The 22,859-nt window shown below is 73.2% G+C and carries 18 protein-coding genes; 9 read left to right on the forward strand and 9 right to left on the reverse strand.

All coding sequences use genetic code 11. The features are described from left to right. Positions 1-506 precede the first annotated feature (506 nt). The 3 genes from I3F58_RS29545 to I3F58_RS01350 all read right to left on the reverse strand — a co-directional run bounded on the left by I3F58_RS29545 (position 507) and on the right by I3F58_RS01350 (position 5,537). The gene (locus I3F58_RS29545) at positions 507-1,571 is read right to left on the reverse strand and encodes a sensor histidine kinase (protein ID WP_240106246.1); all 1,065 of its coding nucleotides are present in this window, start codon (positions 1,569-1,571) and stop codon (positions 507-509) included. A gap of 227 nt (positions 1,572-1,798) precedes the next feature. Further along, positions 1,799-2,479 carry a response regulator transcription factor gene (locus tag I3F58_RS01345; RefSeq protein ID WP_240106247.1) on the reverse strand — a complete coding sequence of 227 codons (681 nt, stop codon included), beginning with the start codon at positions 2,477-2,479 and terminating at the stop codon, positions 1,799-1,801. 151 nt (positions 2,480-2,630) lie between these two features. Then, positions 2,631-5,537 carry a M4 family metallopeptidase gene (locus tag I3F58_RS01350; protein ID WP_240106248.1) on the reverse strand — a complete coding sequence of 969 codons (2,907 nt, stop codon included), beginning with the start codon at positions 5,535-5,537 and terminating at the stop codon, positions 2,631-2,633. Between the two features lie 154 nt (positions 5,538-5,691). On the opposite strand from I3F58_RS01350, the gene I3F58_RS29240 reads away from it, so the two are divergent. Beyond that, positions 5,692-6,846: a helix-turn-helix domain-containing protein gene (locus I3F58_RS29240; RefSeq protein WP_275677950.1), complete on the forward strand. Its 1,155-nt coding sequence runs from the start codon at positions 5,692-5,694 to the stop codon at positions 6,844-6,846. Between the two features lie 45 nt (positions 6,847-6,891). Here I3F58_RS29240 and lon read toward each other — a convergent pair whose 3' ends face one another. From lon to I3F58_RS01375, 4 genes are all read right to left on the reverse strand, one after another. Beyond that, positions 6,892-9,330: an endopeptidase La gene (gene lon, locus I3F58_RS01360; protein WP_240106249.1), complete on the reverse strand. Its 2,439-nt coding sequence runs from the start codon at positions 9,328-9,330 to the stop codon at positions 6,892-6,894. Positions 9,331-9,447: 117 nt separating this feature from the next. After that, a complete protein-coding gene (locus I3F58_RS01365) occupies positions 9,448-10,053 on the reverse strand; it encodes a GNAT family N-acetyltransferase (protein ID WP_240106250.1) in 606 nt (201 codons plus the stop codon). Beyond that, the gene (locus I3F58_RS01370) at positions 10,050-11,222 is read right to left on the reverse strand and encodes a ThiF family adenylyltransferase (protein ID WP_240106251.1); all 1,173 of its coding nucleotides are present in this window, start codon (positions 11,220-11,222) and stop codon (positions 10,050-10,052) included. Before I3F58_RS01370 ends, I3F58_RS01365 begins: the two co-directional genes overlap by 4 nt. 341 nt (positions 11,223-11,563) lie before the next feature. Further along, positions 11,564-12,424, reverse strand: a complete 861-nt coding sequence (locus tag I3F58_RS01375; RefSeq protein ID WP_240106252.1) for a helix-turn-helix transcriptional regulator — start codon at positions 12,422-12,424, stop codon at positions 11,564-11,566. 87 nt (positions 12,425-12,511) lie between these two features. Between I3F58_RS01375 and I3F58_RS01380 the strand changes: the two genes are divergently transcribed. The 3 genes from I3F58_RS01380 (at position 12,512) to I3F58_RS01390 (ending at position 14,479) form a co-directional block, all read left to right on the forward strand. After that, positions 12,512-13,273, forward strand: a complete 762-nt coding sequence (locus tag I3F58_RS01380) for an SDR family oxidoreductase (protein WP_240106253.1) — start codon at positions 12,512-12,514, stop codon at positions 13,271-13,273. Then, positions 13,270-14,175 carry an SDR family NAD(P)-dependent oxidoreductase gene (locus tag I3F58_RS01385; RefSeq protein WP_240106254.1) on the forward strand — a complete coding sequence of 302 codons (906 nt, stop codon included), beginning with the start codon at positions 13,270-13,272 and terminating at the stop codon, positions 14,173-14,175. Before I3F58_RS01380 ends, I3F58_RS01385 begins: the two co-directional genes overlap by 4 nt. A gap of 94 nt (positions 14,176-14,269) precedes the next feature. Beyond that, positions 14,270-14,479, forward strand: a complete 210-nt coding sequence (locus tag I3F58_RS01390) for a 4-oxalocrotonate tautomerase family protein (protein WP_240106255.1) — start codon at positions 14,270-14,272, stop codon at positions 14,477-14,479. A 183-nt stretch (positions 14,480-14,662) separates the two neighbouring features. Here the strand turns inward: I3F58_RS01390 and I3F58_RS01395 are convergent, their stop codons facing one another. Beyond that, positions 14,663-16,957: an MMPL family transporter gene (locus I3F58_RS01395; RefSeq protein WP_240106256.1), complete on the reverse strand. Its 2,295-nt coding sequence runs from the start codon at positions 16,955-16,957 to the stop codon at positions 14,663-14,665. Positions 16,958-17,258: 301 nt separating this feature from the next. On the opposite strand from I3F58_RS01395, the gene I3F58_RS01400 reads away from it, so the two are divergent. Both I3F58_RS01400 and I3F58_RS01405 read left to right on the forward strand, forming a co-directional pair. Further along, on the forward strand, positions 17,259-17,618 hold the full coding sequence (locus I3F58_RS01400; protein WP_308354933.1) for a zinc ribbon domain-containing protein YjdM: 360 nt from the start codon (positions 17,259-17,261) through the stop codon (positions 17,616-17,618). A gap of 117 nt (positions 17,619-17,735) precedes the next feature. Next, a complete protein-coding gene (locus tag I3F58_RS01405; protein ID WP_240106258.1) occupies positions 17,736-18,419 on the forward strand; it encodes a GNAT family N-acetyltransferase in 684 nt (227 codons plus the stop codon). Here the strand turns inward: I3F58_RS01405 and I3F58_RS01410 are convergent. Further along, complete coding sequence (locus tag I3F58_RS01410) at positions 18,403-19,002, reverse strand: rhomboid-like protein (protein ID WP_308354934.1); 600 nt, start codon at positions 19,000-19,002, stop codon at positions 18,403-18,405. The genes I3F58_RS01405 and I3F58_RS01410 overlap by 17 nt on opposite strands. A gap of 282 nt (positions 19,003-19,284) precedes the next feature. Between I3F58_RS01410 and I3F58_RS01415 the strand changes: the two genes are divergently transcribed. The 3 genes from I3F58_RS01415 to I3F58_RS01425 all read left to right on the forward strand — a co-directional run bounded on the left by I3F58_RS01415 (position 19,285) and on the right by I3F58_RS01425 (position 22,566). Next, positions 19,285-19,974 carry a spermidine synthase gene (locus I3F58_RS01415; protein ID WP_240106259.1) on the forward strand — a complete coding sequence of 230 codons (690 nt, stop codon included), beginning with the start codon at positions 19,285-19,287 and terminating at the stop codon, positions 19,972-19,974. Between the two features lie 91 nt (positions 19,975-20,065). Further along, positions 20,066-20,803: a response regulator transcription factor gene (locus I3F58_RS01420; RefSeq protein ID WP_240106260.1), complete on the forward strand. Its 738-nt coding sequence runs from the start codon at positions 20,066-20,068 to the stop codon at positions 20,801-20,803. 599 nt (positions 20,804-21,402) lie between these two features. Further along, the gene (locus tag I3F58_RS01425; protein WP_240106261.1) at positions 21,403-22,566 is read left to right on the forward strand and encodes a HAMP domain-containing sensor histidine kinase; all 1,164 of its coding nucleotides are present in this window, start codon (positions 21,403-21,405) and stop codon (positions 22,564-22,566) included. Positions 22,567-22,859: the final 293 nt, after the last annotated feature.

The following is a 22,859-nucleotide window of genomic DNA, read 5'->3' on the forward strand; positions in this document are numbered from 1 at the left end:
ACGGCGTCCGCCGCCCGTGACGATCAGTATCCCGGAGGGGCGCCGCACAGCGCGCTCAGGCCCGCCCGGCGCCCTGCGCGTGGTCACCGTCAGGGGCGTGCGCGGGCCCGTCCGGCGCCTGAAGGCGGGCCGTGCTCGAAGGCGGGCGGTGCCCTGAGTCGATCAGCGAGGCCGCGGCATCCGGAGCCGGGGAGCGGAAGCCCTCCCTTCACACGGCGGCGGCCGCCTGCCGACACGGCCGGCAAGGGGGACAGGGGAACAACGCGTCACACGGCCGAAGGCGCCCCGCCGCACCGCTGCCCCGGTACGGCGGGGCGCCACCCGCCGGTATGCCCGCCGCAGAACGCGCGGGGCCCCCGTTCCACGGAACACGCCGCGGAAGTTCCTCCTCGGGGCCCGGGCGAGGCTGGTCAGACCTCGTCATGCCCGGCGCTGCTCATGCTGCCCGCCGGGGGCGCCGCGCCGGTACCACCGGTCGGCCCCCTCCGGTCGGTGGGTCGGGGCCGTCAGAGCGGCAGCTCGGCCCGTACGAGAAAGCCGCCGTCCGCGCTGGGACGGGCCGTCAGCCGGCCGCCCAGCAGCTCCGCCCGTTCTCTGAGCCCCACCAGCCCGTGCCCGCCCCCCGTCGGCAGCCCGGTGGCACGGCGACAGGACGGCCGGCTGTTGCGGACCTCGACCGTCAGCGCGGCGGCGTCCTCCGCGGGGGCGACCCGGACCGTGACCCGCGTCCCGGGGGCGTGCTTCCGTACGTTGTTCAGTGCCTCCTGCACGATGCGGAACACCGCTGCCTCGACCGCCTCGGGCCAGGCGCCGCCGGGCAGGTCCAGTGTGAGGTCGACGTCCAGCAGACTGTCGGCGGCCAGTCCGCGCAGGTCGTCAAGGCCCGCGCGGCCCGCCGTGGCCGCCGCCTCCGCGTCGGAGCCGCGCAGGACGCCGACCATGTCCCGCAGCTCCTCCAGCGCCTGAACACTGTGGCGGCGGATGCTCTCGGCCGATTCCCGCTGCCAGTCGTCGGCCGTCCCGGCGGCCCGCAACGCGCCCGACTGCACGGCGATGATCCCGACGTGATGCGACACCGTGTCGTGCATCTCGCGCGCCAGCCTCGCCCGTTCCCGTGCGACGGCCCGCTCGGCCTCCAGGCGGCGCTCGCGCTTCTGGGTCGCGGTGAGGTCCGCGAGCCGGGCGCGCAGCTCGGCCCGGGTGGCGGCCAGCAGGCCGAGGGCGGTGGGCCCGGTGCTCAGCAGCCCGGCCGCCTCGATGGACGTCAGTATCTCCTCGCGGGTCATGGTGGCGAGTTCGCCGACGGGCCAGGGGCACACGGCCGCGCAGAAGAGCAGCCCGCAGCCCACGACGCGCAGGGCCCGGGACGGGCCCTTGGCGACATGGAACATCGCGATCATCGGCGGCAGCCACAGGTGCCCGGTCAGGATCGACGGCAGCGTCGCGCACAGGGCGACCAGCGGACACCGCCGCCGCAGGAACAGAGCGCACAGCGCGAGCGTGCACACGGCGAGCGTCAGCCGGCTGAAGGCGTCGGCGACGGTCAGCAGCTCGGCCACAGCCGCCGCCACGGCCACCCGCTCCACCCCGGCCCTGCGCCACCACGGCGGCCGGGACCCCCGGCCCGCCGGGACCCCCGGGGCCGCCGCCCCGGGCTCCGACCCCGCACGGACACCGGGCCGGCGCTCCGCCCCGCCGCCCGCACCGGGCGCACCGCCCGCCACGCCGTGCACCAGCGGCGGCCGTGCCGCCCCGGCCGCGGCCCCCGCTCCGGACGCCGGTCTCTGGCCCGGCGTCGTCACCGGACGAGCCGTAGCTGGTGGGCACGGACCGCCGCCTGGACGCGGTTGGTGACGCCGAGCTTGCCGAGCAGGGTGCTGACGTGGTCCTTGACGGTGGTCGTGCCGATGAACAGCCGTCGCGCGATCTCCGCGTTCGACAGGCCCTCGGCCAGCAGGACCAGGACCTCGCGCTCCCGGGCGGTCAGGTCCTCCAGCAGCGCGCCGTCACGGGGGGCGGCGGTGCCGTCCGCGACCGGGACCTCGTTCTCCGCGCGGAGAAAGCCGTCGACGACCGTCCGCGTCACCCTCGGAGAGATCACGCTGCCCCCCGCCACCAGCTCCTGGAGCAGATACTCCAGCTGCTCCGGCGCCGTGTCCTTCAACAGGAACCCCGCGGCCCCGCCGCGCAGCGCCGCCGACAGGTGCTCGTCCGCGTCGAACGTGGTCAGCATGGCGACCACCGGGGGCTCGGGCAGCGACCGGAGGTCCGCCAGCACGGTCAGCCCGTCGCGGTCCGGCATCCGCACGTCGAGCAGGACGACGTCCGGCCGGTGCTCCCGGGCCTCACTCAGCGCCGCTCCCCCCGAACACACCGCGACCACCTCGACCCCTGCGAACCCCCCGACGATCCGCCGCAGTCCCTCTCTGATCAGGACCTCGTCATCGACGATCATCACGTGCACTGCTGAACGGTTCATACGGCCGGACCCCACTCAGGCGTTCTGGAGCGGCCCTCAGCATAGGTGCTGCACGCGCCCCGCCCGGACGGACGAGCCCCCGGGGCGAAGCCCCCGAGGACCCCCGGCCCGCCAGAGCCGGAGGTCCTCACCAGGGCGGAACCTGTGCGGATCAGCCGCAGGCGCCAGCCGGGCGGTTGCGGGTCACGACGCTGGTCCAGCCGGTCGTACCGTCCAGCCACACCACCCGCGTCCCGGAGTCGGCGGCCGGGGAGAACTGCTCGCCGCGGTTGCAGGAGAGGCGCTGCTTGCGCGCGCCGTCCGTGCTGAGCTGCCAGATCTTCGTCAGACCCGCGTTGGTCAGCAGCTCGCCGACGCCTCCCGCGGGAACCGTGCCCACGGTGACGGCGGTGTCGGACGCCGTGATGTCCGTCGCGGACAGCGCGCCCGGCTTGTACTCGCTGCTGATGTCGTACGCACCGGTGCCGTCGACCCCGGCCCGCCGGATACCGGTCTGACCCTCGTCGCCGAGGTTCTCGTCGACGAGCCAGAAGGCGTGCGTGGCGTTCACGGCGGTGCCGTTGATGCTCTGCGGCTCACCGAGCTGGTCGGCGGTGACGGTCCGGCCGCTGGCCAGGTCGTGTATCTCGACGCCCAGCCGGTATGCCGAGCCGTCCTTGGCCGGCGCCACCTTGGCGTACGCGATCCGGCCGTGCGCGACCGACGGCAGGCCGGTCAGCACCCCGGCCTGGCCCCCGTCGACATACGTGGGCGTGCGGTCGCCGGGCCGCAGGTAGCCGACCCGCCGCGCGCCGGCGGAGAAGTCGAGGACGTCGAAGACCGCCACACCCCCGGCGATGTGCAGGCTGACGACGTCGCCCTGGACCGAGTGCAGCTTCTTCACCGGGCCGCCCGAGAGCGGCCGCGAAAGGATCTCCACGCCGTCGGCCCCGTACGCGGCCCACACCACGGTCTTCCCGTCGGTCGCCGGGTACACGTGGTAGCGGCCGTCGTTGGGGCTCATCAGCTTCGGCGCGCCCCTGCCGTCGATCCGGCCCGCGTAGACGGAGTACGCCTCCGAGCCGTCGTCGTTCGACAGGGACGTGGTCCACCAGCCGCCGCCCGCCCCGACGCCGACGCCCTCGGTGTTGACCTTCTTCAGCAGTGTGTCGCTGTCCACGCCCAGCGCGTTCTCCCAGCCGGGCACGATGCCGTGGGCGTTGAACGACCGCTTCACCGTCCTGACCTGGCGTGCCGTGGCGCCCAGGTCCCGGGCGGCGGCGATGACCGCGTTGCGGCCCTCGGTGAAGCCGTCCAGCGGGGTGAGGTACTCGGTCAGGGCCTTGTAGGCGATCCGGTCGGCCAGCTCGGCGCCGACGTCCTCGCGCAGGTCCCACAGGGCGCCCGAGAAGATCGTCGAGTTGAGGTGGACGCCGCCGTTGTCGGTGCCGAAGCTGACGCCCAGGAAGTTCTTCGAAGTGCTGGCCCCGTCGTTGAGGTCGCGGAACGCGCAGGCCCGGGGGCTGCCCTCACGGCACAGGTCCTCACCGATCAGGCCCGCGTCCGGGTCGTCCATCCGGGTGCCGGAGCTGTCGACGTCGATGGCGTTGCCGAAGTAGTCCGCGAAGGCCTCGTTGAGGGCGCCGGACTGGCCCGCGTACACCAGGTTGGAGGTGTTCTCGACGACGCCGTGGGTCATCTCGTGCCCGACCACGTCCAGGTCGCCGGAGAGCGGCTTGTACCTCTCGTCGCCGGAGCCGTACACCATCTTCGTGCCGTCCCAGAAGGCGTTCACGTACGGCAGGCCGAAGAAGGTGACGCCGACGAGGGAGTTGACGGTGGAGCCGCGTCCGTCGAGCCCGTCCCGGTCGTGCCGCCCCTTGTAGTAGTCGTACACCTCACCCGCCGCCCAGTGCGCGTCGACGGCCCCGGAGTCGGTGGCCGCACCACCGAACTCGGTTGTGGCGGAGGCGAATTCCTTCAGATCTCCCGGCCAGGTGCCGAGCACCTCCAGGACGTCCTTGTCGCGGGCGTCCCAGGTGGTGAGGGCGTTCTTGCTGCTGCGCGCCATGCGGGCGCGGTCGGAGAGCAGATACGGCCCCTCGGGTGTGGCGCGGTGGATGTTGAGGTCCACCCTGGAGCCGTCGAGGCGAAGGCCGGTGCCGGTGAGGGCGTCACCGCCCCCGGCGCTCCCGGAAGCCCTTCCGCTGACGCCGGTGGCGGTGGGGTTCGCGCCCGCGGAGGGCGCCGCCCCGCCCGCCGCCTTCGGGCCCATCGACTTGATGCCCGTGTACTGCAGCACCGGGTAGCCGGCCCGGGCGTCCACGTACACGTGCTGGAGGACGGGCGCGCCGGTCTCCGGATGGGTGCCGCGCACCGTCACGTGGTACGTGAGGACGCCTTCGCCGCGCGGGACGACCACCAGGCCGTTCGTGCTGCCGCGCAGGGACGGTCCGGCCCTGCGGGCGCCGTCCGAGGAGGTCGCGGGCCTGGTGAGCCGGGTGTCGCCCAGCCGGGTCAGCGTCGCGGTTACGGCACGCCGTTCGGCCGTCGCCCGGGAGACCGCGGGCCTGGTGTCCGCGGTCAGACCGGTGAAGTACTTGCCGGAGGTGCCGGTGACAGCCCGTTCGCCGCCCTTCTTCTCCATCCGGACGACGTACTGGCCGCCGAGCACCGGCACGCCCCGGTGTTTCTGCTGGAGCCGTACGGTCTCCTCCGCGCCCCGCCGCTGGGTGCCCACAGGGACGAGATCACGCCGAGGTTCAGCGATCTTGTAGCGGCTCTCCTTGGCGGCGAGATGGCCGCGGGCCGCGTCGGCGGGGGCCGCCTTGGCGTCCACCGGGTCGTGGATGCCCTCCACCAGGGCGGGGGTGTCCGTCTCCGGCAGCGGGATGACGTCGGCCGCCGGTGGCTGCCCGTCCCGCCGGTCCGTGTCGGCCGCGGGGGCCGCCGGGGCCGCCGCCTGGGCGGGCGGGACGGCGGTGATCAGCAGCCCGGCGGCGAGCAGTGCCGCTCCCCCGGCAGCCGCCGCGCCCTTCCGTACGTCACGTGTCCCCCGTAAGTCTCGGGTGTCGCGCACAGTCCGTACCCTCCTACGTGCTTGGTCAGAGCCGTTCGGGTATGTCGGTGGCCATGCAAGCGGTCGTGGTGTGACGTGGGCAATGAGCCAGATGAAGTGAGAAGTGGACATGCACACTTGTGTGTTCCGTGAGCTCCTGGTGAGAATCCGACGCATGATCCAGGGGGAATTGCCCCCACTTGGCCTGGGGGAGGCCGAGGAGCGGGCGTATCAGGCATTGCTGCTGGAACGGGCTTGCAGGGTCGAGGAGCTGGCGTGTCTCCTCGGTCTGCCGACGGCACGGGTGCACACCGCACTGGACCGGCTCGTCGAGCACGGGTTCGCGCGACCGGCGGACCCTGCCGAGGAGGGCGGGCTGCCTCATCCGGCCGCGCCGGAGACCGCGTTGCGCACGCTGATCCACCGGCGACAGGCCGAACTACAGCGGAGGTCCGCGGAGTTGGCGCGACTGCGGCGGACCGCCGACCGGCTGGCGGCGTCCGGCCGTACGCCTCCGGGCGCACCCGGCGTGGAGACGGTGACCGGCCGCCGGGCCATCGGTGAACGGCTGGCCTCGCTGCTGGCGACCGCCGGACACGAGGTCCTGGTCATGGCCGACCGCCCGGAGAACCCGGCCCCGTCTCCGGGGGACCCCGTCACAGGGGGCGTGGCCGAGGGAGGCGAAGCTCCGTGGGGCCCGGGCCCGGAAGCCCCGGCGGCGGCAGGCCCGCTCGCCGGTCCGGCCGGGGGCGGCCCGGCACGCTTCGCCGTGACGCCGGCGGCGCTGGCGGCTCGGGGGGTGGCCCTGCGGGCGGTCCTGACCAGGGCGGCGCTGGACGGCGGGCCGGAACCCGGACACCCGGCGACAGGGGGCGCCGTGGGACACGGCCCGGGCGGGCTGGGGGCGTGGGTCGGGCGGGGGGCCGGGGTGCGGGTGGCCGAGCGGGTGCCCACGCGGCTGGTCGTGGTGGACCGGCGGGTCGCCCTGCTGCCGCCGGTGGACCCGGCCGCGCCGGGAGCGTACGCGCTGGTCGTCGCGGAGGCCCGGCTGCGGGACGCGCTGCTGCCGCTGTTCGAGGCGGCGTGGACGGGCGCGGCACCCCTGGAGGACGGGGGCCGGGGGGCCGGGGAGGTGGTGGGGGCCGGGGAGCAGCGGGAGCTGCTGGCGCTGCTCGCGGCGGGACTGAAGGACGAGGCGATCGCCCGCCGCCTGGGCGTGCATGTCCACACCGCGCGGCGCCGGATCAGCCGTCTGCTGGAGGCGCTGGACGCCCGCACCCGGTTCCAGGCCGGTGCGCGGGCGACGGCGCGGGGCTGGCTCCGGCCGTGAACCCCGGGGGGTCACGGAGGGCCGGCCCCGCGGCCGTGCGACGGGTCAGGCCACCGCGGCCACCCGCCCGCCCTCGGCGTCCCCGCCCGCGGCGCCCCCACCTGCGGCCGGCGCCAGGGCGATGTCCAGCACCTGCCGCACATCGGTGACCGTGCGGACGTCCAGCGCGGCGAGCACCTCGCCCGGCACGTCGTCGAGGTCCGCCTCGTTGCGCTTCGGTATGACGACGGTCCCGACGCCCGCCCGGTGCGCGGCCAGCAGCTTCTGCTTGACGCCGCCGATGGGCAGGACGCGCCCGGTGAGCGACACCTCGCCGGTCATCGCCACATCGGTCCGCACGAGCCTCCCGCTGAGCAGCGAGGCGAGCGCGGTGGTCAGGGTGATGCCCGCGCTGGGCCCGTCCTTGGGCACGGCGCCCGCCGGGAAGTGGACGTGCACGCCCCGCTCCTTCAGCCCGGTGACGGGCAGTTCGAGTTCGGCGCCGTGCGCGCGCAGGAACGACAGCGCGATCTGCGCGGACTCCTTCATCACGTCCCCGAGCTGTCCGGTGAGGGTGAGCCCGGCGGCCCCGGTCTCCGGGTCGGCCAGTGACGCCTCGACGAACAGCACGTCACCCCCGGCCCCGGTGACGGCCAGGCCGGTTGCCACGCCGGGGACGGCGGTGCGCCGCTCGGCCGGGTCCTGCGCGGACTCGGGCACGTGGTGGGGCCGTCCGATGAGCGCGCGCAGATCGTCGGCGCCCACGGTGAACGGCAGCTTCCGTTCGCCCAGTTCGGCCTCGGCGGCCACCTTGCGGAGCAGCCGGGCCACGGCCCGCTCCAGGTTCCGTACGCCGGCCTCGCGGGTGTACTCGCCGGCGAGCCGGCGCAGGGCGTCCTCCTGGATGGCGACCTCGCCGTCCGCGAGCCCCGCGCGCTCGAGCTGCCGGGGCAGCAGGTGGTCACGGGCGATGACGATCTTCTCGTCCTCGGTGTATCCGTCGAGCCGGACCAGCTCCATGCGGTCGAGCAGCGCCTCGGGGATGGCCTCCAGCACGTTCGCGGTGGCCAGGAAGACGACGTCGCTCAGGTCGAGTTCGACCTCCAGGTAGTGGTCCCGGAAGGTGTGGTTCTGCGCGGGGTCCAGCACCTCCAGCAGCGCTGCGGCGGGGTCACCGCGGAAGTCGGACCCGACCTTGTCGATCTCGTCGAGGAGCACGACGGGGTTCATGGACCCGGCCTCCTTGACGGCCCGGACGATCCGCCCGGGCAGGGCGCCGACGTAGGTACGGCGATGGCCGCGGATCTCCGCCTCGTCCCGTACGCCGCCCAGGGCGACCCGGACGAACTTCCGCCCCATGGCATGGGCGACACTCTGGCCGAGACTGGTCTTCCCGACCCCCGGCGGGCCGACCAGAGCCAGCACGGCACCTCCGCGGCGCCCTCCGACGACACCCAGCCCGCGGTCGGCGCGCCGCTTGCGGACGGCGAGGTACTCGGTGATGCGGTCCTTCACGTCGTCGAGTCCGGCGTGTTCGGCGTCGAGCACGGTGCGCGCGCCGCGGATGTCGTAGCGGTCCTCGGTCCGTTCGTTCCAGGGCAGCTCCAGGACGGTGTCGAGCCAGGTGCGTATCCAGGCCCCCTCAGGGGACTGGTCACTGGCCCGCTCCAGCTTGTCGACCTCCTTGAGCGCGGCCTCCCGGACCTTCTCGGGCAGCCCGGCCGCCTCGACCCGTCCGCGGTAGTCGTCGCTCTCCCCTTCTCCGTCCTCTCCGTCGAGTTCCCGCAGCTCCTTCCGTACGGCGTCGAGCTGGCGGCGCAGCAGGAACTCCCGCTGCTGCTTGTCGACGCCTTCCTGCACGTCCTTGGCGATGGACTCCGCGACGTCCTGCTCGGCCAGGTGTTCGCGGAGCTGCTCGGCGGCGAGCTTCAGCCGGGCGACCGGGTCGGCGGTCTCCAGCAGCCGTGTCTTCTGCTCCAGGGTGAGGAACGGCGAATACCCGGCGTTGTCCGCGAGGGCGCCGACGTCCTCGATCTGCTGGACCCGGTCGACGACCTGCCAGGCGCCGCGCTTGCGGAGCCAGCTGGTGGCGAGGGCCTTGTACTCGGTGACGAGTTCGCTGACGCCGCCGGGCAGGGGGTCGGGCACGGTCTCCTCGACGGCCGCCCCCTCCACCCACAGCGCGGCCCCGGGCCCGGTGGTCCCGGCCCCGATCCGCACCCGTCGGATGCCCCGGATCAGCGCTCCCGGGTCCCCGTCGGACAGCCGCCCGACCTGCTCGACGGCGCCGAGCACCCCGATCCCCGCGTACGTCCCGTCGATCCGCGGCACCAACAGCACCCGCGGCTTCCCGCCCCCGCCCCGCGCGGCGGCCCGCGCCGCCTCGACGGCGGCCCGCACATCGGCGTCGGCCAGCTCCAGGGACACCACCATCCCGGGCAGTACGACCTCGTCGTCGAGAGGCAGGACGGGCAGGGTCAGCGATGTGGACGGCGAAGCAGCCATGATCTCCCCTTCGGCAGGCAAGTTGAGCTACACGGACTCAATGCACCTGAGCCGATCGTTGTTCCCCGACCGGGGCACTGTTCGCTGTGAGCGATCACTGCGTGTGCTGGAGGCCCGTCAGACGGGGTCGGGTCCGCCCGCACCGTCGAGGATGGCGAGTTCCCGTGTGGTGGCCTGGCGTTTCCACTCGGGGGCGACGGTGGCGTAGGTCGTGACGTCGTGCCAGCAGCCCTGGGTGCGGAAGAGCTCGCGGAGGGTGGCCTCGGGGCGAAGTCCGGCGGCGTGCATCAGCTGCGGCATGCTGTGGTGATCGCTGCGGTGGCCGGCCCAGATGCGGTGCAGGCCCAGGTGCCCGAAGCCGTACGCCATCAGCAGGCGGCCCGCCTCGTGCCCGTGGCCCCGGACGGGAGATCCGGGCAGCAGCGCCAGAGCGGTGAGCATCGCGTTGCTGCCGTAGTCCTCGACGAGCAGCCCCATGGTGCCGATGAAAGTGCCGTCGTCGGGGGCGCAGACGGCCAGGGTGTATTTGCGGCGGGGGTGCGTGTGAGGCTGGGCCAGGGCCTGGGCGAAGGCGTCATGGGCCTGGCGGGCGTCCATGCGGTCGATGCCGAGGTAGCGGGTCAGCACACGGTGAGTGAGGATCCGGGTGAAGGGTTCGTGGTCGTCGGCGTGCAGTTCCCGCAGCCGCAGGTGCTCGCCGCGCAGTTCGGGGACCCGGTTCACCGGTCGGCTCCCACGGGTGTGCGCTGGCCTGCACCGGCGGCGACGAGGGTGTGGAGGTCGATGGAGTGCCGGCCTGACGGCAGGGGTTCGCCGAGCAGGATGCGGCGGGCGGTGTCGGCGATCAGGGCCGCACCGAGCATCACCCCGCTGGCGAGCTGGGGCCAGCTGGACAGGGAGCGTCCGACACGGGTGAGGGCGTCGGTCATGGCAGGGCTCAGGCGGTGCTCGTCGACGATGGCGAGCAGGAAGCGGATGGTCTCCTCCCGGTCCAGGTTCCGCACGTCGTCGGCACTCACGCCGCCGGTGCGGCCGTGGAAGAGCGGACGGTGCGGTTCGAGGTCGAAGCGCTCGATGTCGAGCAGCCCCCGGTCGTTGGTGTCCATGAGGACGGCGACCCCCCGGCGGCGGGCATGCTCACGTGCGGCGACCTTGACCCACGGGGTGTCGCACTCCTCGACCAGCAGGTCCAGTCCGTCGCCGCGGGCACGACCGCCGAAGAACTCCTCGATGGTGTCCTCGGTGACACCGCCTCGGAAGACCTCGATGTCCAGGTAGGGATCGAGCTCGTACATGCGGCGCGCGCACAGCACGCTCTTCTCCGCCCCGAGCTCGTGGACACCCGCCCGCAGCCGGTTCAGGTTCGACAGGCCGAGCCGGTCGAAGTCCGCCAGCCGGAAGGCCCCGCCGACCCCCTCCATGGCGCAGGCCAGCGCCGCGCTGCCGCCCACCGACAGCCCGATGACGCCCACCCGGCGCCGCAGCAGTTCCCGCTGCTGCTCGCGGGTGATCTTGTCCCGGTTGCGATCGGTACGCACCAGCCGGAAAACGTCCTCGGGCAGCACACGCACCAGGCGCCCGGACCACGGGTACCAGACCCACCTGCCGTAGACGTCGGGCCGGGAGCCCATCGCCTCGGCGACCGCGAGGCGGCGAGAGCGGGAACCGAAGGGATCCCGGGGTGCCCGGCAGTGCAGAAGCTCCTCGACCTGCTCCTCGATACGGTCATGGACCTCGCGCACGCCGGACGATTCCCTCAGCCCGGCCAGGACGGCGGCGTCGGCAGGCCGTGCCGGGTCGAGCACCAGCGGACGAAACGATTCGCTCGCCTCACGCGCGGAGGGCGGCACACGGCGGTCCGGCTCCGGGCCGGACTCCATCAACTGAGTCACGACGGGGAAGCTAACAACCCGGCGATCATGGAAAGCCCCACGTCACCCGCAGGCGCACGCTCGAATTGATCTTCTACCGAACGCGCCCTCTGCGCCTCTGCGCGCCTTTCGAGCGGCCTGGCCTGCCTCCCCGAGCCGCCACACCGCGCCGCGCCGATCAGCACGACGTCCTTCGACCCGATGTTCCGCCCGGGTCCGCGTCACGGTCCCGCCCGCCACCCGCCGCCGACGCTCACCCGGGTGACTGCGGCGCGCTCCGAGCCTGATCCGCCTGGCCGTCGGCGGCCACGCCACCGGGACATGGTCCAGGCTCCGCATTCCGGGCGGCACGAGCGGGTCCTTCAGCGCGCCGGCCCGGAGGTCTCCCGGGTGCCGATGACCGTGAGCAGGTCGAACAGGCCGGCGCTGTCCGCACCGGCCGCGGGGGTGAACCAGAGCAGCCGTTGCCGACCGTCCTCGCTGAACAGGTTGAGGCAGTCGACCTCGATCAGGCCGAGCGCGGGATGGTTGATGCGTTTGCGGTCGTCTCGCCGGAACCCCACGTCGTGGACCGCCCACAACGCCGCGAACTCCGCGGAGAGGCCGAGCAGCGCACCGATGAGCGAGCGGGCTCCGGCGTCCCTCGCGTCCCGTCTGGCGGCGGCCGCCCGCAGATCCGCGACGAAGGCGCGGGACTGGACTTCGTGGTCGGCCTCCGGGTAGAGCTGCCGCGCTTCGGGTTCGGTGAACCACCGGTGGACGAAGCTGGCCCGGGTACCCCGGAATCCGGACTGGTCCCCGAGCAGGGCCACCGCGAGCGGATTCTGCACCAGGGTGACGTGGAGGTCGGTGATGACCTGTGCGGGTGTCGACGTCAGACGCCGGAGCAGATCCAGCATGCCGGGGTGTACGTGCGAGGCGTCTCCGCCCTGCACGGGCACCGGACGGTCGGCCAGACGGCACAGGTGGTCGCGTTCGTCGGCGGTCAGGCGCAGCGCCCTGGCCAGAGCGGCGATCACCTGCTCGGACGGCTGGGACCCGGCTCCGCGCTCAAGTTCGCTGTAGTAGTCGACCGACAACCCGGCGAGCTGGGCCACCTCTTCACGCCGAAGCCCCGGCACCCGGCGGCGGGGCCCGGCGGGGAACCCCAGTTCGGCCGGGCGGACGCGTTCCCGCCGCGAACGCAGGAAGGACCCGAGTTCGGTGTGTCTCGCAGAACCCATGTCCTCCATTCTGCGCCCGGCCGGGGCGCGGACACAGGGGATGACATCCCCTGGTTCCGCCGTGCGGCGCTGATCACCATGGGGGGCATGAACACAACACCTTCCGTCCGGCCCTCGGCGGATACGCGGGTCGCCGTCGTCACCGGCGGATCACGCGGCATCGGCCGGGCGGTGACCAGGAGACTCGCCCAGGACGGCCTGGCCGTCGTGGTGAACTACGCCCGCGACGCGGCTGCCGCCGAGGAGACGGTGGCAGCCGTCGCCGCCGACGGCGGACAAGCGATCGCGGTTCAGGGCGATGTGGCGGACGAGAACGCCGTAGCCGCGCTGTTCGACCGGGCGGAGGCGGAGTTCGGCGGCGTGGACGCCGTCGTCAACTCCGCCGGAAGGCTCGCACTGTCGCCCATCGCCGATCTCGACCTGGCAGAACTCGACGCCGTGCACCGCACCAACATCCGGGGGACCTTCGTCGTCGCCCGGCAGGCGGCACGGCGACTGCGGGCGGGCGGCTCGTTCGTGGGACTCTCGACCTCCGTGGTGGGGACACAGTTCCCCGCTTACGGCGCGTATGCGGCGAGCAAGGGTGCTGTCGAGGCGATGACGCTGATCCTCGCCCGCGAGCTGCGCGGACGGGACATCACCGTGAACGCCGTCGCTCCCGGTCCCACGGCCACGGATCTGTTCCTCGAAGGCAAGACGGACGAGGAACTCGACCGGCTCGCCAAAGCCCCGCCGCTGGAGAGGCTGGGCACTCCGGAGGACGTCGCCCACGTGGTCGCCTTCCTCACCAGCCCCCAAGGGCACTGGGTGAACGGCCAGATCCTGCGCGCCAACGGAGGCCTGGTATGACGGCACGGCCGGACGTCGTGGTCGTCACCGGCGCATCCAGCGGCTTCGGGAATCTCACCGCACGGACCTCGGCCAGGGCCGGCCACACCGTCTTCGCCGGCATGCGCGCCGCCACCGGCCGCAACGCCTCCGCCGTCGCGGCTCTCGCCGAACTGAGGAGGACGCGCGGCTTGCCGACAGCCGCCGTGGAGATGGACGTCCAGGACCAGGCGTCGGTCGGCACCGCCATCGGCCGGGTGATGGCGGAACAGGGACGGGTCGACGTCGTGGTGCACAACGCCGGCCACACGGTTCCCGGGCCGGCCGAGGCGTTCACCACGGCTCAGCTCGCCGACTTCCACGACGTCAACGCGCTCTCCACGCAGCGAGTGAACCGCGCCGTGCTTCCGCTCATGCGCGCCCAGGGGCGCGGCCTGCTCGTGTGGGTCGGTTCCTCGTCGACCCGCGGAGGGCACCCTCCCTTCCTGGCGCCCTGCTTCGCCGCCAGGGGCGCGATGGACGCCCTCGCCGAAAGCTACGCCGGCGAGCTCGTCAGGTTCGGCATCGAGACCGCCCTCGTCGTACCCGGCGCCTTTCCGAGCGGCACCAGCCGTTTCGCCCACGCCGGGACGCCTGCCGACACGTCGTGTGCCGAGCAGTACGAAGAGCCCTATGGCCGGCTCAGAGCGAGGATGGAAGACGCCCTGAGCGCCATGTTCCCGTCCGGGCGCGAGGCCGGGGAGGTCGCTGCCGGAATCGTCCGGATCGTCGGCCTGCCCCATGGCGAAAGGCCGTTCCGCACCCACACCGATCCCAGCCGGGACGGCAGCGAGGTGGTCTCGGCCGTGTACGACCGGGTTCGCGCGGAGTTCTTCCGCCGCGTCGGGATCGACGAGCTGCTCACCGCGCACCCGAGTCTCTGACCACGTCAGCGCCGTTCGGGGGAAGACCACCGGCCCCACCCCTCAAACGATCCCTCCGGATCACCGGAAGAAGTCAGTCCAAGGAGAACCGTTCATGCCCTTCGCCCATTTCAAGGTCCCTGCCGGCACCGTCACCGCCGAGGACAAGAAGAAGATCGTCGAACGCACCACCGACCTGTACGCGGAGATCTACGGTGAGCGGGCCCGCCCCACGACCGTCGTACTCGTCGACGAAGTCGCGGACGGCGGCTGGGGCGTCGCCGGCGACGTCCTGACCGCCGCCATGCTCAACGGCGACGCCTGACTCCGTGTCACCGGCGCGGGGCCCGGCATCGCGGTACCGGGCCCCGCACCGCCGTGCGCCTGACGTCATCGGCGGCGTACTGCGTCCTCTCGCTCGTCACGATCCGCCGCACCTGCCGCAGCCACCGCTACCGGCCCGAGTCGTTGCCGACGGCACCCTCGGCAACGTCCTGACCCGCGACGGCTAGTCCGCCGGCGCGCGACCGGGCGGGGCCCCGGCGGCCGGAACGGCCTCGCCTTCCGCGTCGATGCGCGGCAGTACCCGGTCCAGCCACCTCGGGGTCCACCACGCGGCCCGGCCGAGCAGGGTCATCACCGCCGGGACGAGGAGCAGCCGGACGACGGTGGCGTCGATGAGCACGCTCGCGGCGAGCCCCAGGCCCAGCATCTTGACCACGATGTTGTCGCTGATGATGAAGGCGGCGAAGACGCTGACCATGATGAGCGCCGCGCAGCTGATCACCCGTGCCGTGATCTCCAGGGCGTGCGCGACGCTGGCCTTCGGGTCCCCCGTGCGCACCCATGCCTCGTGGACCCGGGAGAGCAGGAAGATCTCGTAGTCCATGCTGAGCCCGAAGACGATCGCGAACATCATCATCGGCACATAGCTCTCGATGGGCACCTTCCCCGCGACGCCCAGCGCCGGTCCGCCCCACCCCCACTGGAACACCGCCACGACCACGCCGTACGAGGCGGCGATCGACAGTACGTTGAGCACGGCCGCCTTGACCGCCACGAGCACACCGCGGAAGACGGTGAGGATCACCAGGAAGGCCAGGCCGACGACGACGACGATGATCAGCGGCAGTCTGCTGGAGACGACGTCCAGGAAGTCCACCTGCCCGGCGGTCGTCCCCGTCACGTAGGTCCGGGCCTCGGTACCGGACACCGCCTGCGGCAGGACGTCGTCGACGAGCCGGTTGACGAGCGCCGTGGTCTTCTCGTCCTGGGGCGCGGCGACGGAGTAGGCGGTGCCGATCAGCACGTCACCGTCCGACGTGGGCTCCATCGGCGTGATCACCGCCGCGTCGGGGACGTCGGCCAGCGCGCTCTGCACCTTGGAGGCCAGCGACGACCGGTCCGCTTCGGGAACGTCCGTCTGGTCGACGACCAGCGTGAGCGGCCCGTTCGAACCCGGCCCGAAGGCCGAGGACATCAGGTCGTACGCGCGCCGGTCGGTGAACGACTTGGGGTCGGCCCCGTCACCGATGTGCCCGAGCTGGATGAACAGCAACGGCACCGCCAGGACGGCGAGGACGACGACCCCGGAGATCAGGAACCACCAGGGCCGACGCTCCACACGCTGGGCGTAGCGGTGCCAGGTGCCGTGCGCCTCCTCGCCGGGTGCGGCGTCCGTCTCGGCCACGGGCCGCCGCACCCGCAGCCGGTCGATCCGCCGGCCGGCCAGGCCCAGCAGGGCCGGTACCAGCGTGAGGGCGCCCAGGACGGCGGTCACCACCGTGACGGCCGCGGCGAGACCGAGCTTGCCGATGAAACTGATGCCCGACACCCACAGCCCGGACAGGGCGATGATCACCGTGCAGCCGGACACCAGCACGGCCCGGCCGCTGGTCGCTGTGGCCACCCCGGCCGCGGTCGGCGGATCCAGCCCGTCCATCAGCTTCTGGCGATGACGGGTGATCAGGAAGAGGGCGTAGTCGATGCCGACGCCCAGACCGATCATCGTCGCCAGGGTCGGTGAGACGGTGGCGAACGTGAAGGCCGCCGCGAGCAGCCCCAGCAGTCCGATCCCGCAGACCACCGCGATCAGCGCGGTCACCAGCGGCATCACCGCCGCGACGACGCTGCCGAAGCCCAGCAGGAGGACCACGACCGCCACCCCGAAGCCGATGGCCTCGCTGGAGCGGTCGTCCGGTTGCGGCCTGGCCAGCTCCCCCAGCGTTCCGCCGTACTCCACGTCGACACCGGCCGCGCGCATCGGCTCGACCGCCGTGTCTACCTCGTTCAGGTAGGACGATCCCAGCCTGGACGGCTGCACGTCGAACCGTACGGTGATGTACGCCGTCTTTCCGTCCGAGGACAGCGGACCGACGTCGGCGGTGCCCTGGGCGGGTGGCGGTGTGCCGGACGCGGGCAGCGGGTTCTGCGCGCCGAGCACATGGGGCAGCTTCTGGAGGTTGTCCACGGCTTCCGCGACCGGCCCGGACTCCTCGGTGAGGGGCTTCGACGGATCGTTGAGGACGATCTGGGCGCTGTAGCCGCCTGCGGCGGGATCGTGTTCCCTGAGCACGTCGAGCCCCGCCTGGGACTGGGAACCGGGCAGGACGAAGTCGTCCGAGTAGTCACCGCCCATCGTCCGGTCCAGGACCTGCAGCCCCGCCAGGGCCACGAGCCACAGGACGATGACGGTCACGCTGTGGCGGGCGCACCACGCGCCGGTGCGTCGGAGCACACCCCTCGGCCCCCGCGTTCCGGCCCTTCGAGCCGGCCCGTCGGCCGGAGGCTGTGGCTCTGGCATGTGCTCTCCCGTTCCCCATGCCCGGCGCCGCGGGAACCCGCGCGCGGGCACGACGGCCGCGGAGCCCGGAGACGGGCGGTTCGTCCGATGACCGCCAGTCAACGCCGCCCGGCGCCGTGCGTGCACGCCCAGCGCCGCCTGACGGGTGATGCCAGGACCGGAGCGTCGCCGTCAGCGTCATGCGCGTCACCTGGGGAGAGGTGTCCGGCGGGACGGAGCCTCCGCGCATCCCGGCGGGAGGAGCCCTTCCTCGTACGGCACGGGGTACGCGGGGCCGATGTGGCGGAAATACACTGGTGGGGTGACAGAGAAACTTCCGCCGTGCCCCGAGTGCTCCAGCGAGTACGCCTACGAGATGGGGGCACTGCTGGTGTGCCCCGAGTGCGGGCACGAATGGTCGCCCTCCGCCGAGGCGGCGGCGGGCGGCGGCGCCGACGAGGGCGTCATCAGGGACTCGGTGGGCAATGTCCTCGCGGACGGTGACACCGTCACCGTCGTCAAGACCCTGAAGGTCAAGGGCCACCCGACCGGGATCAAGGCGGGCACCAAGGTCCGCAACATCCGGCTCAATCCCGGAGGGCCCGACGGGCACGACATCGACTGCAAGGTCGACGGCTTCGGTGCGATGCAGCTGAAATCCAGCGTGGTCAAGAAGGCCTGACGGCGCGCGGGTCTCCCGCGCCCCGGCCCTCCCCCGCTCCGCATCCGGTTCCGGGAGCACCACCCCGCGCACGAAAACCCCTGGCGCGGCGGCAGCCCTCTCAGGCGTAATAGGCCCATGCGATCTTCAGTCATTACGTCTGTCTGGGTGCGGGGCTGGGCCCTCTCCCGTGACACCCCCGCGCCCGTCAGCCGGCCCTGGGGCTACCGCATCGACGTCGGCTCGCCCTCCCACGTCTTCCGGCATGTGCTGCCCGAACCGGACGGGCCCACCGTCCGGGCCCTCTGCGAAGACGTCACCACCCCGCACGCCTGGCTCAAAATGCTCGCCCCGCCGGAGGACGTCGCCCGCTGGATCACACCGGACTGGACACTGCCCGACGACCCCGGCTTCATGATGTACACCCGGCTGCACCCCTCCCCCGCCCCCGCGCTCCCCGACGGGTACGGCCTGCGGAGCGACACCCGCGGCGGCGTCGTCCGGGTCCGGATCCACGCGCCCGACGGCTCCCTCGCCGCACGCGGGCAGATCGCCGTCACCGGTGCCGACGCGGTGGTCGACCAGGTCGAGACCTTCCCCGGGCACCAGCGGCGCGGCCTCGGCACCGCCGTGATGCGGGCCCTGGAGACCGCGGGCGCGGCGGCCGGGGCGACCAGGGGCGTCCTGTCCGGCACGACCGACGGCCGGGCCCTCTACAGCGCCCTCGGATGGCGGTGCCAGGGCCCGCTCACCGGCGTCTACCGCACCCCGGCCGAAGCCCCCGCCCCGACGAACGCGCCGCCCCTCACCCCCGCCGCCTGAACGCCGCGCGCCGCACCAGGAGCCAGCCGCTCACCCCGGTCAGCAGAGCCAGCGGATGGCCCCAGTCGGCGACCGGGTCCGCGAACACCGCCAGGTCGTACAGCAGCATCGACCCCACGCACACCAGGACCAGCACCCGCGCCCACCGGTTCAGCAGCCCCGCGAGCGCGCCCACACACGCCAGCAGGCCGAAGCTGATCCCGTAGTCCAGCCGGTGCAGCGACGACGCGGGCAGACGTCCCGCCACCACCGACACGGCCACCGGCACCTCCGTGACCAGCGTCGCCACCACATGCCCGACCGCGAACACCGCCGCCGTGCGCAGTGCCCCGATCCGCCGCTCCAGCGTGGTCAGCACCGGCACGAACGCGATCGTGAACGGGGAGAGCGGCCCGCCGGCCGCCCACAGCGCGCTGGCGGCGAGCGCCGACGGCGGCATCCTCACCAGGTGCGCCACATCCGTGCTGGACGCCTGCTGGAGCGCGGCGACCGTCGCCGGGTCCCCGAACTCGGCGTAGAGGGAGGTCGCGAGGAGCACGAGAGCGTACGAGAAGGTGAACGGCGTCCCGGTCGGCGTGGGCAACAGCCGCTGCGGCCGGAGCAGTCCCCGGTGCCGCGCGGGCCGCTCCCGCCGCGCGGGCCTGAGGCAGCGGCCCCGGCCGGACGGCCCGTCAGGCGTCCCGCACCGCGCCCGTCCCGGACGACGCACAGCCACAGCGGGGCCCTTCTCTCGGCCCCCCGGCACACCGGAACACGGCACCCCCCGGTCACCGGACCCAACCCAACGCGATCACCGTCCCCCCGTCCATGATCCGGGTCACACACGCGCCACACGCCGGTCACGCGCCCGCATAAGCTGGTCACCATGCCTGTGACGCTGGACCGACGCGAAGGCCCGTACGGCGAGGTGGTGCTGCGCCGGCGCGGCGACCACTTCGAGATCATCGCCAACGGCACGTTCCTGATGGACACATCGGACGGGCGCTCCGAGCGGCTCCTCATGGACGTGGCCCTGCGCGAACTGGGCGACCGGACATCGCCGTCCGTCCTGATCGGCGGCCTGGGCGTCGGCTTCTCGCTCGCGCACGCCGCAGCCGAGCCCGCGTGGGGGCGGATCGCCGTCGTCGAGCGGGAGCAGGCCGTCGTCGACTGGCACCGCGACGGGCCGCTGGGCGCGATCTCGGGCGCCGCCTTCGCCGACCCGCGCACGGTCCTCCTGCACACCGACCTTGTCGCGTACCTGCGTTCCGCCCCGGCCGCCGAGCCGCGGGGCGGCGAGACGTACGACACATACGACGCGCTGTGTCTCGATATCGACAACGGACCCGGCTGGACCGTCACCGAGGACAACGACAGCCTGTACGCACCAGCCGGACTCGCCGCGTGTGCCGCACGGTTGAGACCGGGCGGAGTACTCGCCGTGTGGTCCGCGCAACCCTCCGCCATTTTCGAAGAGTCCTTGCGGAATGCCGGATTCAGCGGGGTTAGGACCGAAGAGGTGCCCGTTGCCCGAGGCGTACCGGACGTGGTCCACCTCGGCGTTCGCCCCGCGTAGCCGGGACGCGGTCGCTGCCTTTATGTTGTTGACGCAAGCTACGAAAACCCACGGATCGACACGCTCGCGCAGGACGCGACAGGGGCGGGGCATGGAGCACGCACACACCAGCCACACCGGCACCGCGGTCACGCCGGGTACCCAGCGCCGGGTCCTGGTCATCGAGGACGACGCGACCATCGTGGAGGCCATCTCAGCCCGGCTGCGGGCGGAGGGCTTCCAGGTGCAGACCGCGTCGGACGGGCCGTCCGCGGTGGAGGCGGCAGAGACGTGGCAGCCGGACCTGATGGTCCTGGACGTCATGCTGCCCGGCTTCGACGGGCTGGAGGTCTGCCGGCGCGTGCAGGCCCAGCGGCCGGTGCCGGTGCTGATGCTGACGGCCCGGGACGACGAGACCGACATGCTGGTCGGACTCGGGGTCGGCGCGGACGACTACATGACGAAGCCGTTCTCGATGCGGGAGCTGGTGGCGCGGGTGCATGTGCTGCTGCGCCGGGTGGAGCGCGCGGCGCTCGCCGCGGTGACCCCGCGCAGCGGGATCCTGCGGCTGGGCGAGCTGGAGATCGACCACGCCCAGCGGCGGGTGCGGGTGCGGAACGACGACGTGCACCTGACGCCGACCGAGTTCGACCTGCTGGTCTGCCTGGCCGGCACCCCGCGCGCGGTGCTGTCGCGCGAGCAGCTGCTGGCAGAGGTGTGGGACTGGGCGGACGCCTCGGGCACACGGACCGTGGACAGCCACATCAAGGCGCTGCGCCGGAAGATCGGCGCGGAGCGGATCCGCACGGTGCACGGTGTCGGCTACGCCCTGGAGACCCCGGCCCCGTGACCCGGGCCACCCCCCGACCCACCCCACCCCCCGAGCCGGCCCCCGGGACCACCACGGCACCCCGGGCGGCGACCTCGGACGGGGCCGCGGCCCGGGACCCGCACCCCGGCCGGCCGGGGAACCCGCCCACGGCACAGGACCCGGACAGGGACCAGGCCCGGCCCGCGGATCCGGACCACCGCGTGCCCGCACCCCGCGCCGCACCGGCCGACGAGGACCCGGCCCCCGAGGTCGAAGCCCATGTCACCGCCCCACCGGCGGCGCCTCGGCCGACGGCCGCAGACGCTCCGCCCTCCGCACCCCGCCGGGCCGAGCCCCGTGCCACCCCGGACACACCGCGCGGCGGCAGCGGCACGGCCCCGTCACCCACCGCCGGCCGCGACCGCCGAGGCCCCACGGCTCCGGTCGCACCCCAGGCCCCGGTCGGCGCCCGCTCACCCGGCACACGCCGTTCGGAGCCCGGAGGCTCCGCGGCCGCCTCGGGCGGCCCGGCCGCCGGCCACCGCCCGGCGCCCCCTGCCTCCGCCTCCGGCGGAAGGCACCGCGCGGGCGTTCCCGGCCGGGACCCGGCTCATCAGGCGGGCCCGGCCGTCACCGGAATGGGCGCCCCCGCCGCCCAGCCCCCGGCCGGGCACCCCGGCCGGAGAAGGGACCAGGGCGCACGCCTCGCGTCGCGCCTCCGGCGGCTCCGGCGGCTCGGGGCGTTCACGATCTCGATCAAGACCAAGCTCGGCACCCTCGTCGTCGTCTCCGTGTTCATCACGACCGGGCTGCTTCTCGTCGCGCTCCGCACCGAGACCGAGCTGCGGTTCATCACCGTGTTCTCGGTGATCGCCACCCTCCTCCTCACCCAGTTCTTCGCGCACGGCCTCACCGCCCCGCTCGACGAGATGAACACCGTCGCCAAGGGCATCTCGCACGGCGACTACACCCGCCGGGTGCGCGGCGCCGGGCGGCGTGACGAGCTGGGGGACCTCGCCTGCACCATCAACCGGATGGCGGACGACCTGGAAGCGGTCGACCGGCACCGCAAGGAGCTGGTCGCGAACGTCTCGCACGAGCTGCGCACCCCCATCGCGGCGCTGCGCGCGGTGCTGGAGAACGTCGTGGACGGCGTGTCCGCCGCCGACCCGGAGACCATGCGCACCGCGCTCGCGCAGACCGAACGGCTGGGGCGCCTCGTCGAGACGCTGCTCGACCTGTCGCGGCTCGACAACGGAGTCGTACCGCTGAGGGCCCGCCGCTTCGAGGTGTGGCCGTATCTGTCCGGCGTCCTCAGGGAGGCCGGACTGGCCGCGTCGCAGCGGAAGTCCGCGGCCGGCTGCGCCTCGGGCCCGAGCACCCGCAGCGACGTGCACCTGCACCTGGACGTGTCGCCGCCCGAGCTGTCCGCGTACGCGGACGTGGAGCGGCTCCACCAGGTCGTCGCGAACCTGATCGACAACGCCGTGAAGCACTCCCCGCCGCACGGCCGGGTCACCGTACGGGCCCGGCGCGGACCGGCGCCGGAGTCACTGGACCTCGAGGTCCTGGACGAGGGCCCGGGCATCCCGGAGCCCGAGCGGCACACGGTCTTCGAGCGGTTCAACCGGGGCAGCGTCCCGTCCCCGCACGGCCCGGGCAGCGACGGCGGCACCGGCCTGGGCCTGGCCATCGCCAGGTGGGCGGTCGATCTGCACGGTGGCCGTATCGGTGTGGCCGAATCAGCACGGGGCTGCCGCATCCTCGTCACCCTTCCGGGGATCCCCCCACAGCGCGGTTGACGTAGGGTTCGAACCAGGGCCACTTCGTATCCGTAATCCCGTACGGAACGTACGAGGGCGCGTACGGAAGACGTGCGCGGACCGTCACCGAGCCGTGACGGGTCGGAACCCGGCCCGTCAGGGGTGTGGCCGAATCAGAGCCATACCCCCGCTCCGCGCTACCCCGCATCCGGGCTGGTCACAGCGCGTCACTGCCAAACCACGCTTGTTTCCCGCCATTCCCCTCGGCGAAACCCGCCATTTGGTGTGATGTACGCGACGATGACCTGCCCGGCCTGCACCTCTCGCCGCTG

The sequence above is a fragment of the Streptomyces sp. MUM 203J genome (assembly GCF_022414595.1).
GTDB lineage: Bacteria > Actinomycetota > Actinomycetes > Streptomycetales > Streptomycetaceae > Streptomyces.